10 protein-coding genes are annotated in these 10,817 nt (G+C 36.3%); 5 read left to right on the forward strand and 5 right to left on the reverse strand.

What is annotated here, in order from left to right; genetic code table 11:
* Window positions 1-23: 23 nt before the first annotated feature.
* Together A3SG_RS0105670 and gldD are read left to right on the forward strand one after the other, a co-directional pair.
* The gene (locus tag A3SG_RS0105670; RefSeq protein ID WP_029596632.1) at window positions 24-1,325 is read left to right on the forward strand and encodes a gliding motility-associated protein GldE; all 1,302 of its coding nucleotides are present in this window, start codon (window positions 24-26) and stop codon (window positions 1,323-1,325) included.
* A 46-nt stretch (window positions 1,326-1,371) separates the two neighbouring features.
* Complete coding sequence (gldD, locus tag A3SG_RS0105675) at window positions 1,372-1,908, forward strand: gliding motility lipoprotein GldD (RefSeq protein WP_029596633.1); 537 nt, start codon at window positions 1,372-1,374, stop codon at window positions 1,906-1,908.
* A gap of 73 nt (window positions 1,909-1,981) precedes the next feature.
* On the opposite strand, the gene A3SG_RS0105680 is transcribed toward gldD, so the two are convergent.
* Window positions 1,982-2,362: a heavy-metal-associated domain-containing protein gene (locus A3SG_RS0105680; protein WP_016989056.1), complete on the reverse strand. Its 381-nt coding sequence runs from the start codon at window positions 2,360-2,362 to the stop codon at window positions 1,982-1,984.
* A gap of 111 nt (window positions 2,363-2,473) precedes the next feature.
* Between A3SG_RS0105680 and A3SG_RS0105685 the strand changes: the two genes are divergently transcribed.
* Window positions 2,474-3,358, forward strand: a complete 885-nt coding sequence (locus A3SG_RS0105685; protein WP_016989057.1) for a DMT family transporter — start codon at window positions 2,474-2,476, stop codon at window positions 3,356-3,358.
* An 86-nt stretch (window positions 3,359-3,444) separates the two neighbouring features.
* Here A3SG_RS0105685 and A3SG_RS0105690 read toward each other — a convergent pair whose 3' ends face one another.
* The 4 genes from A3SG_RS0105690 to A3SG_RS0105705 form a co-directional block, all read right to left on the reverse strand.
* Window positions 3,445-5,493, reverse strand: coding sequence for a M16 family metallopeptidase (locus A3SG_RS0105690; RefSeq protein WP_029596634.1), 2,049 nt, complete (start codon window positions 5,491-5,493; stop codon window positions 3,445-3,447).
* A gap of 12 nt (window positions 5,494-5,505) precedes the next feature.
* Window positions 5,506-6,831 (reverse strand): M16 family metallopeptidase, encoded by a 1,326-nt coding sequence (locus tag A3SG_RS0105695; RefSeq protein ID WP_029596635.1) that lies wholly within the window; start codon window positions 6,829-6,831, stop codon window positions 5,506-5,508.
* Window positions 6,832-7,049: 218 nt separating this feature from the next.
* The gene (locus A3SG_RS19220; protein ID WP_016989060.1) at window positions 7,050-8,417 is read right to left on the reverse strand and encodes a M16 family metallopeptidase; all 1,368 of its coding nucleotides are present in this window, start codon (window positions 8,415-8,417) and stop codon (window positions 7,050-7,052) included.
* Between the two features lie 59 nt (window positions 8,418-8,476).
* Window positions 8,477-9,802 (reverse strand): M16 family metallopeptidase, encoded by a 1,326-nt coding sequence (locus A3SG_RS0105705; RefSeq protein ID WP_016989061.1) that lies wholly within the window; start codon window positions 9,800-9,802, stop codon window positions 8,477-8,479.
* A gap of 242 nt (window positions 9,803-10,044) precedes the next feature.
* Between A3SG_RS0105705 and rplU the strand changes: the two genes are divergently transcribed.
* Both rplU and rpmA read left to right on the forward strand, forming a co-directional pair.
* On the forward strand, window positions 10,045-10,488 hold the full coding sequence (rplU, locus tag A3SG_RS0105710) for a 50S ribosomal protein L21 (protein ID WP_016989062.1): 444 nt from the start codon (window positions 10,045-10,047) through the stop codon (window positions 10,486-10,488).
* Window positions 10,489-10,511: 23 nt separating this feature from the next.
* Window positions 10,512-10,778, forward strand: coding sequence for a 50S ribosomal protein L27 (gene rpmA, locus A3SG_RS0105715; protein WP_016989063.1), 267 nt, complete (start codon window positions 10,512-10,514; stop codon window positions 10,776-10,778).
* Window positions 10,779-10,817: the final 39 nt, after the last annotated feature.

Consider the following 10,817-nt stretch of genomic DNA (forward strand, 5'->3'; position numbering starts at 1 on the left):
TTGTTTAACTAATCTTTTTTAATTTGGACCCAGAGCCCAGTTTGAGTTTCGCATATACATTAGATACGGATCTAATGTTTGGTTTTATCGGAATATTTGTATTGCTTCTCTGCTCTGCATTAGTTTCCGGTGCAGAAGTAGCCTTGTTTTCCTTGTCGCAACAAGACATCGAAGAAACAATTCAGAAGAATGTTTCAAAAGGAAAAATTCTTGCTGACCTAGTAGATAGACCAAAAAAACTCTTGGCGACGCTTCTTGTGGCCAATAATTTCATCAATATCGGAGTCGTAATTTTATTTTCATTCATTGGGAAAGACATCTTTTCTGCGATTAGCTCACCAGTTTTAAAGTTCACTGTTGAAGTAATCGTGGTTACTTTTTTACTTTTGTTATTTGGTGAAGTACTACCAAAAGTTTATGCCAGCCGAAACAACATTAAGTTTGCAAAATTGATCGCGTACCCTGTTGCAGTGTTGGATAAATTACTTTCACCTATCAGTGTCCCAATGCGGGAATCAACAATTTATTTGCATAATAGACTAGGGAAACAAAAAACAAACTTTTCAGTTGATCAGTTGTCACAAGCATTAGAGTTAACTTCATCAGATGAAACTTCTTTAGAAGAGCAAAAAATATTGATGGGTATTGTAACGTTCGGTAATACAGATACGAAGCAAGTTATGAGTCCGAGGATTGATATTTTTGCTTTAGAAATAACGGAATCTTTTGCTGATATTTATTCGAAAATTATAGAAAAAGGATATTCTAGAATTCCAGTCTATCGAGACAATATTGATCAGATAGAAGGCGTTTTGTTTGTTAAGGATTTATTGCGTCATCTTGATGATGAGGAAGATTTTGCTTGGAGCACCTTAATAAGGGAGCCGTTTTTTATTCCGGAGAATAAAAAATTAGATAATCTGCTAAAAGATTTTCAAAGAATGAAAAGCCATCTTGCCATCGTGGTGGATGAGTACGGAGGGACTTCTGGTTTGGTTTCTCTCGAAGATGTCATTGAAGAAATTGTTGGGGATATTAGTGATGAGTTTGATGATGACAATGTCAATTTTACTAAAATTGACGAAAAAAACTATCTTTTTGAGGGTAAAATAAATTTGAAGGATTTCTATAGGATTATTCAAGTTAACGAGGAAGTTTTTGAGATAAAAAAGGGGGAAGCTGAAACCTTGGCAGGATTTATTCTTGAAATATCAGGAAATTTCCCAATGAAAGGGCAGAAGATCTCTTATGCAAATTGCCTGTTCACAATTGAAACAGTTGATAAAAAGCGTATAAAACAGATAAAAGTAACGGTTGATGTTTAATTTGAAGCGGGATAACAAAAAATATTTTTCTACAGTAGTGCCAGTAATGGTGTTTGTGGGATTGCTTTTATTTTCAAGTTGTAAAGAGGATGTTTTTCCAAAACCGTCCAGTTATTTGCGCTTGGATTATCCAATAGCGAAATATGCCAATTTTGAAAATGAATGTCCGTTTACTTTCGAAATGAACGCAGAAGCGGTTATAAAAGGTGAAAAAGATTGCGGATTTACGATTACCTATCCAAAAATGAAAGCGACTATTTATTTGACTTATAAGCCCGTTAATAACAATATCAATGCCTTGCTTCGGGATGCCCAAAAATTGACATACGAGCACGTTATAAAGGCCGATGACATACTAGAACAGCCTTTTTTAAATCCTTCCAAAAAAGTGTATGGTATGTTTTACCAGGTGGATGGGAATGCGGCAACCAATTCGCAATTTTATGCTACTGACAGTACAAAACATTTCGTTACGGGTTCGGTTTATTTTTACGCCAAACCTAATTTTGACTCTATCATGCCGGCGGCCAGTTATATCAAGAATGACATGCAACGGTTGATTGAAACTTTGAAGTGGAAGTAATTTGAAAGGATATAACACTAAGCGTATTTAGCTTTTAGTCCAAATCGTTTTGTTTTAGATTAGCGGTGTGTACTTATGATTTCATATTGGAAACCGTGTAGGTTTTACCGTCTCCTGTCGCTTGAACCACTTTAGTTAAGCTTGCGGGTGTTTGTAGTGTTTTATCAAAAATCACGGTTGCTGATTTTGTGTCAAAATTTACCGTTGCGGTTTTTACCCCGTCAAGATCCGTTAATTCTTCTTGGATTGTTTTAGCGCAACCGACTGCACAAGTCATTCCGGAGACAGAAAAATGGGCGGTTCGTACGTTTTCAGCAGTGATTTTTTTTTGTATTTTAGGAGCTTCCGTTTCTATTTTTGCGGTTTTTTTAGGAGCTTCTTCAGTATTATTTTTACAGCTTACAAACAAAAGACCAGTTAAGGCTATTACTGCGATTGATTTTGTAATATTCATTATGATTTGATTTTAAGAGTGTTAACTAAAGTTTTAGTCAGGAGCAAAATTACTTAAAAAAAGCAGAGTTAATTCATAAAATTATTACAATTTTGGAGCAAACTAGTAAGTATGGAATCGAAGCAGTTGAAATGGGTTTATTTAGTAGGACTTGCCTTGATCTGGGGGAGTTCATTTATTTTAATTAAAAAAGGATTGATTGGATTATCGGCTTTGCAAGTCGGTTCCTTACGCATCATATTTGCCGCCATTTTTTTATTGCTGATTGGTTTTAAAAGTTTGTCAAAGATTCCAAAAGAAAAATGGAAATTCATTGTCATGACTTCCATGTTTGGGACTTTCGTTCCAGCCTTTCTTTTTGCTATAGCGCAAACTGAAATTGACAGTGCTGTTACGTCGATATTAAACTCCTTAACACCTTTAAATACATTGATTTTAGGTGCTTTGGTGTTTGGCGTTGGTTTTGAAAGGAGACAGGTTTGGGGAGTCATTATCGGACTTTTGGGGAGCTTACTTTTAGTTTTCAATGGAGCAATGAATCATCCTAATCAGAATTATTATTATGCTATTCTGGTCATTATTGCTTCGATTTGTTATGCCGTAAATGTAAACTTAATCAAGAAGTTTTTATCAGACTTGAGTCCAGTTAGCATCACAACGGGTAATTTTATCGTGTTGCTGTTTCCTTCTTTAGCGATATTATATTTCACTGGTTTTTCGGAAGTTATACAGGTTGAAAAAGTGCAGCACGCAGTGGTATTTATTATGATTTTAGGGGTGGTAGGAACTGGAATAGCTAATATCGTTTTCTTTAAGCTCATACAGATGTCTTCGCCGGTTTTTGCAACTTCGGTGACTTATTTGATTCCGGTGGTTGCCTTTTTCTGGGGATTGCTGGATAATGAAATGCTGACTCCGGTACAGTTTATAGGCGCTTTTATAATTTTGATTGGAGTGTATTTATCTGCTAAGAAAAACAAAACAGTTATAAATTAAACAGAATGATGTTGCCACACAGGCTCTCTATATAACAACAAAGGCTGCCTAAAAAGACAGCCTTTGTTTATTATTTTAGGATTTAATTATTTAAAATCAGCATCCGTAACGCCTTCATTGATTTTTACTTCAGACATTTTGATGTCTAATTCAAAGCCTACGTTCTGGATGATGTTAAAAGGCACTTTTACTCCTTTAACTTCTCTATAATCACCAAAATTAGTTACTTGGGTCATAGACTTTCCTCCTTGCTCCATTGTTTTAGCATTTGCCAGTTTTAAACCTGTAGTTACATCATAATAGAATGTGGTTTTACCGTCTTTAATGGCGTACGCATCTTTACCGTTAATGGTCTCGATACCAGTAAGTGCGACACCGTCTTTTGTAGCCAGTAGTAATTCATCAAATAGGATTGCGCTATCTTTCATTTCAGCTAGTTCAGCTCCTTCAAAGTCTTTGCGTTGTCCTTGTTGTAGCACATAAGCGCTATTTTCATTGACTACTTGTTTCATCATGCTCATAGCTCCCATTGCGATCTCGACATTTAATTTACCTTTTGCATCTGCTTTTGAAGTAAATGTTAACGGCGATGGTGCTTGAGGTATCACTGTTGATCCTACCATAGAGATTGTTTTTACGGCTTTCACTGCTTTTTCTCCACCTATGGCAACGATGTAGTTGTCCAAAACACTTTTAATAGTTACACCGGCTGGCATGTCTTTTTTAAAAACTGGTTTTTCAATTTTAGTCCCGTATTTATCAAAGTAAAACATTGGCATTTTTAGTTTCTCAAGTGCAGGAGCTACTTCAGATCCTTTACCCACAACCAATACTCTTATATTATCAGCTAAGAAATATTTATTAGCTACGTCTTTGATGTCTTCTACAGTTACTGCATTTATGCTTTTAATGTAGTTTTCATAAAAATCAGAAGGCAAATTATAGATTTCTGTATTTAAGGCATAACGGGCAACCGTAGTTGGCTTTTGGATTTGCATTACAAAGTTGCCTATGTATTTTGCTTTTGCATTTTTCAGGTCGTCAGCAGATACGAATTCTGTTCTGATTTTCTTTAATTCGCTTAAAATTTCAACCACAGAGCTGTCTGTTACTGCATTTCTTACTGATGTTGAAGAACGAAATTTTTCTACGTATTTACCAAATCCTATATTAGAATAAGCACCATATGTCCATCCGTGTTTTTCACGTAAGTTTAAAAACAATCTTCCTTCGCCGCCGCCGCCAAGAATCTGATTTGCTAAAATTGCAGCAAAATATTGTTTGTCAGTAAGTTTTAAATTGACGGTATTCAATACGGAGATCTCAGACTGAACTGCATTCGGCATATCTACAAAATTAATTTGTGATTGTTGCACGTTTTTAGGATCAGGATATGTGATCTGAGGGGCAATGCCTTTGGCCCATGAGCCAAAAAGTTTCGTAACCATTTTTTTTACTTCTTTCGTATCAACATCTCCTACAATAACCAAGTAGGCATTTCCGGGAACGAAATTAGTATTATAGTTTGCAACGGCATCCTTCAAGGTGACTTTGTCAATAGTTTCGGCACTTAAAAACTCTCCTGAAGGGTGATTTACTCCAAAGGCTAAAACATCTTCAACTCGGCCGGCAACTGCAGCAACACTCTTTTCTTGTGTTTTTATTCCTTCTAAAAGTTTTGCTTTTATTTTATCAAATTCTTCTTGGGTAAATACGGTATTGAGTGCGCCGTCAGACATTAACTCTAATATTCTTTCAGAGTATTTAGACAGTCCGCTGGCATAAGCGCCATTTGAATTGAAATTTATATTCGCACCTAAGAAATCAACTTCTTCATTGAAGGCATCTTTTGATGTTTTTGTGGTTCCGGTTCCGATAAGTTGACTGGTAATGTTAGCTACTCCTTTTTTGTCTCCTTCGGCATACGGCATATTGTCTAAGCTAAGGCTATAGGCTACTCGAGGCAGTTTGTGATTTTCTACTACCATTACTTTCAGTCCGTTCTTAAGCTCAAAATTAGTGGATTTACCAATCTTAATTGTCGGAGGAGCTGCAGGTTTTGGTTGCGGAATTACTTGTGCTTGCAAAACTAAAGTCAAAAATAGACTTGATAGTATGTATATTGTTTTTTTCATGATGGTTCTGTATTATTTTTTGGCTTTGTCTGGTGATGGAACATAATCTAATACTAATCTTTGGTTCGGATTTAGATATTTTTTTGCAACAGTCCTAATCTCTTCCGGTGTAATGGTACGGTAAATGTCAATTTCTGTATTGATTAAATTTACGTCCTTGTAGAGCATATAGTAGGTTGCAAGATTATCTGCTACTCCCTCAATAGAGGCGTTACTGTTTACGTATTGATTCTCGTACTTATTCTGAAGCTTTTGCAATTCCTTATCAGAAATTAATTCTGTCTGTAACTTTACGATTTCGGCATCAATTTCAGTAAGTAGATTTTCAGCCGTACTTGGCGCTTGAGGTAAACCATAAAGAATATACGTTCCGTAATCTTCTTGACTATAACTAAATGCACCAATTTGCAAGGCCATTTTTTTGTCATCAACTATTTTTTTGTATAATCTAGAGCTCTTACCATCACTTAAGATTGTAGAAATAAAGTCCAAGACTCTTGCATCACGAGTTTTCATCGAAGGCGTTCTGTAAGCAGCTACAACCATCGGGATTTGAATGTTAGAGTCTTCAAATTGTGCCTTAATAGTTTCGGTAATCGGTTGCTCTACGAAAGTTTCTCTTTCAATAGTGGCTCCTCTTTTGATATCACCAAAGTATTTTTGGATCCATTCTTTCGTTTGAGCCGCGTTAAAATCTCCCGCTACGACAAGTACCGCGTTGTTCGGAACATAAAATTTCTTGTTGAAGTCCTTAAATTCTTCTAATTTTGCAGCGTCTAAATGATCCATTGAACCAATAGTTGTCCAGCGATAAGGATGGTTTGTGAACATCTTTTTCTTTACCTCCGGAATCATTTGCCCATAAGGACTATTGTCGTAACGCAATCTTTTTTCCTCTTTGACAACCTCATTTTGAGTGTCAACACCAATCTGGTTGATTACAGGATGTAGCATTCTTTCGGATTCCATCCATAATCCTAATTCAAGATTGTTAGATGGGAATACTTCGTAATAATAAGTACGGTCTTCGGTGGTGTTGGCGTTATTTGTTCCCCCATTTCCGGTCACAATTTTAAACCATTCCCCACGTTTGATGTTCTCAGTACCTTCAAATAAAAGATGTTCAAAAAAATGGGCAAAACCAGTTCTTTCCGGATCTTCGTTTTTGGCACCTACGTGATACATCACTGATGTGATCACAACTGGGGCCGAAGGGTCGTTTTGTAAAATAACATGTAGACCATTGTCTAAATTGTATTCTTCGAAAGCTACTTTTTGTGCAGAAACTGCTCCTCCAAGTAAAAGTGTGGCGCTTAACGCCATTATTGATTTTTTCATAGTTAGTAATAGGTTAATTAATTCATAGGTCGTGTTGTTCATTGTATTGTTACATCAAAAACTAATTTTTTTTATAAGATTTTACATATTTTTTCACCGTTAAAAAAAATGATTAAATAATTATTGAGACATTTTTAGCTACCAAAAAACAAAAAAGGCCTTCCATCATTGAGTTAGATCGAGGGCCTCAGTATTCTTATAGACTAGAATGACTGTCTTTATTTCACGGAAGGTTTCTCCTTTGGATGTCCAAATTTATCGAAATAAAATAAGGGTATATTTAGTTTTTCTAATCCAGGAATAACATCCGAGCCTTTTCCGGCAATTATAATTCGGGTATTTTCAATCAGGAAATATTTATTGGCTGCCTTCAAAACATCGTCTGCTGTTACTGCGTTTATTGTTTTGATGTAGTTTTCATAAAAGTCAAGAGACAACTCTTCTGTTTCAACATTTAAGGCATATCGTGCAATAGCTGTTGGTTTTTCTACCTGCATTACAAAACGTCCAATGTATCCCGCTTTTACATTCTTTAGTAGTTCTTCAGATACTTTTTCGGTTCTTATTCTATTGATTTCTTTGACGAATTCGATTACGGCGCTATCGGTGGATATACTTCTTACTGAGGAGGCCGATTTTATTTTGGAAACATATTTGCTTGCCCCAATGCTCGAGTTAGCTCCGTAAGTCCATCCATGTTCTTCTCTTAAGTTCATGTTTAGGTAGCTGTTAAAGTCCCCGCCAAGTATATACGTGGCGATAACTGCTGGAAAAAAGTCTTTATCGGACATTTTTAAATCTAAGGTGTTGACCAAGGATATTTCGGACTGAACGGCATTGGGAACATCTACAAAATTAATTTGTGTAAAAGGAACGTTTTCGGGAGCGGCATAGGTTATTTTGGTGGTGTTTGTTCGTTTCCACAAGCCGAAAAGGTTTTCAACAACAGGTTTTACTTCCTTGTATTTTATATCTCCTATGATTACCAAATACGCATTTTCTGCTGCGAAATAGGCCGAGTAATTCGCTTTTACATCGTCAAGAGTAATGTTGTTTAGGGATTCTTGGGTGGTGTATTCGCCCGCGGGATGATTCATTCCGAAGGCTAAAGCATTAACGACCCTGTTAGCAATTGCGGTAACGCTTTTTTCTTGTGCTTTTATACCTTCTAGAAGCTTTGCTTTTTCTTTATCGAATTCTTCCTGAGTAAAATTAGGATAAAGCGCACCGTATGTTAAAAGTTGGAGCACGCGACCAGAATATTTAGAAAGGGCACTTGCATAAGCGCCATGTGAGTTAAAACCAATATTAGCACCTAGGAAATCTATTTCTTCGTTAAAGTCGTCTTTGGTTATCTTAAGGTTTCCACTTCCTATTAAGTTGCTGCATAGTTCGTCTACTCCCTTTTTTCTGCCTTCTGCAAAAGGAGGATTGTCTATGGTCAGCTTGAAAGTTACTTTTGGTAATTTATGATCTTCTACAATCAGTACTTTTAGTCCGTTAGCTAAGAAAAACGTCTGTGGTTTATTAATATTGACAATTGGCGGTTTTCCAGGTTTGGGTTGGGTGCGATGTTGTGCTTGCATAATTCCTGTTACAAATAAAAGGATGAATAGAATACTTATTTTTTCTAGTTATGAAGGGCTTAATTCTGAACCGTTTCTGAGGTAGGGATGTAATCCAAGACCAATCTCTGATTTGGATTCAGATATTTGTTTGCGACTTCTCTAATTTCTTCGCGACTAATGGAGTGATAAAGATCGATCTCAGTATTAATCAAATTGATGTCTCCGTATAGCAAATGATATTTCGCCAAATTCTCAGCAATGCCCTCTACATTCGAATTGTTGTCCACGTATTGGTTTTCATACTGATTTTGTAATTTTTGATAATCTTTCTCAGAGATTAAATCCGTTTGGATTTTTATAATTTCTTCATCGATTTCATGCAGTAAATCGGCAGCAGTATGCGTTCCCATCGGTAGGCCATAAATAATATACATTCCGTAATCTTCCTGACTGAAACCTACAGCGCCTATTTGTAGGGCTATTTTCTTTTCGTCAACGACTTTCTTGTATAATTTCGAACTCTTACCGTCGCTTAAGTATGACGATATAAAATCGAGGACGCGAGCGTCTCGCGTTTTCATTGACGGTGTTCTGTAAGAAGCAACAATCATCGGTATTTGGATATTGGGATCTTGATAGACGGCTTTCATCGTCTGTGTTATCGGTTTCTCGACAAACGTTTGTTTTTTTAGCACTTCGCCTTTTTCTATTGGGCCGAAGTATTTTTCGATCCATTCTTTTGTTTGATTTTTTTCGAAAGCTCCGGCCACTACTAAAACAGCATTGTTTGGGATATAGAATTTTTTATGAAATGCTTTAAAATCCTCTAAAGTAGCAGTGTCTAGATGTTCCATAGAGCCAATAGTTGACCAGCGATACGGATGATTTTCGAACATGTTTTCCTTTACGATGGGCAAGATTTTTCCATAAGGTTGGTTATCGTAACGAGAGTTCTTTTCTTCCTTGATAACCCCGTTCTGCGTGTCGACTCCTATTTGATTAATTATAGGATGCAGCAGCCTTTCGGATTCCATCCAAAGGGCCAGTTCTAAATTATTGGAAGGGAATACTTCATAGTAGTAGGTTCGGTCATCGGAAGTATTGGCATTATTGACTCCTCCGTTAGAAGTTACAATTTGAAACCATTCACCTCTTTTTATATTTTTGGTTCCTTCAAATAAAAGATGTTCGAAAAAGTGGGCAAAACCGGTTTTCTCTGGGTTTTCATCTTTAGACCCTACATGGTACATCACCGAAGTTATTACAACGGGTGCTGAAGGATCATGGTGCAAAATAACATGCAGGCCATTGTTCAAGGTGTATTCTTCAAAAGCTATTTTTTGGGCAGAAGCGACTCCGCCTAAGGGGAGGGCATTAGTTAATCCCATTATTGATTTTTCCATATCGATTAATAAAGTGCGTTACATTAGCTAAAAACTAAAGTTATTGCTAGCTCAAAAATACCCTTTTTTAATGAGCTGTGTCCAGTATTCTGTTTTTTTAAGGAAAGGAAAGGGATTTTGGGAAGGTAAATCTTTGAAAACAGTGTAATATGAAAAGAAATTATATTTTTAGTTTTAAGGGTTTGCGCAATAAAAATTAAATTGTATATTTGCAACCTTAAAAATCAATAAATCAATTTGGTATGTATGCAATCGTAGAGATAGCAGGGCAACAATTCAAAGTAAGCAAAGACCTAAAGGTTTACGTTCACCGTTTGACAAATGAAGAAGGAACTACAGTTTCTTTTGACAAAGTTTATTTGTTAGACGATAATGGAGTAATCACAATAGGCGCCCCCGCTATAGAAGGTGCTTCAGTAGAAGCTAAAGTGTTACAACACTTAAAAGGAGATAAAGTTATCGTTTTCAAAAAGAAAAGAAGAAAAGGATACAAAAAGAGAAATGGTCACAGACAATTTCTTACTCAAATTGTAATCGAAGGTATTACTGCAGCAGGTGCTAAAAAAGCGACTCCTAAAAAAGAAGCAGCTCCTAAGAAAGAGGCGGTAGAGGCAAGTACTGAGGAGGCTCCGGCTGCTAAAGTAAAAAAAGCTCCTAAGGCTAAAAAAGAAGATACTAAAGAATAATAACAATATTAAACTAATACGTCATGGCTCACAAGAAAGGTGTCGGTAGTTCCAAGAATGGTAGGGAATCAGAATCAAAACGTTTAGGTGTTAAGATTTTTGGAGGACAAGCTGCCATTGCAGGGAACATCATCATAAGACAAAGAGGTTCAAAACACAATCCAGGTGCAAATGTTTACATCAGTAAAGATCACACCCTACACGCAAGAGTAGACGGTGTTGTGCATTTCCAAAAGAAAAGAGATAACAAATCTTACGTTTCAATTATCCCATTTGAGGTTGAAGCATAATTGATCTACTCAATTGATTAAAAAAACCGTCTCGTTTTT

Origin of the sequence: Flavobacterium sp. ACAM 123 (assembly GCF_000264055.1) — a bacterium.
Taxonomy (GTDB): Bacteria; Bacteroidota; Bacteroidia; order Flavobacteriales; family Flavobacteriaceae; genus Flavobacterium.

What these genes read in the sequence shown, in the direction of transcription:
- gldD (WP_029596633.1), top strand. Translation starts at nt 1,372, where the DNA reads ATGGTGTTTGTGGGATTGCTTTTATTTTCAAGTTGTAAAGAGGATGTT.
- A3SG_RS0105680 (WP_016989056.1), bottom strand. Translation starts at nt 2,362, where the DNA reads ATGAATATTACAAAATCAATCGCAGTAATAGCCTTAACTGGTCTTTTG.
- A3SG_RS0105685 (WP_016989057.1), top strand. Translation starts at nt 2,474, where the DNA reads ATGGAATCGAAGCAGTTGAAATGGGTTTATTTAGTAGGACTTGCCTTG.
- A3SG_RS0105690 (WP_029596634.1), bottom strand. Translation starts at nt 5,493, where the DNA reads ATGAAAAAAACAATATACATACTATCAAGTCTATTTTTGACTTTAGTT.
- A3SG_RS0105695 (WP_029596635.1), bottom strand. Translation starts at nt 6,831, where the DNA reads ATGAAAAAATCAATAATGGCGTTAAGCGCCACACTTTTACTTGGAGGA.
- A3SG_RS19220 (WP_016989060.1), bottom strand. Translation starts at nt 8,417, where the DNA reads ATGCAAGCACAACATCGCACCCAACCCAAACCTGGAAAACCGCCAATT.
- A3SG_RS0105705 (WP_016989061.1), bottom strand. Translation starts at nt 9,802, where the DNA reads ATGGAAAAATCAATAATGGGATTAACTAATGCCCTCCCCTTAGGCGGA.
- rplU (WP_016989062.1), top strand. Translation starts at nt 10,045, where the DNA reads ATGTATGCAATCGTAGAGATAGCAGGGCAACAATTCAAAGTAAGCAAA.
- rpmA (WP_016989063.1), top strand. Translation starts at nt 10,512, where the DNA reads ATGGCTCACAAGAAAGGTGTCGGTAGTTCCAAGAATGGTAGGGAATCA.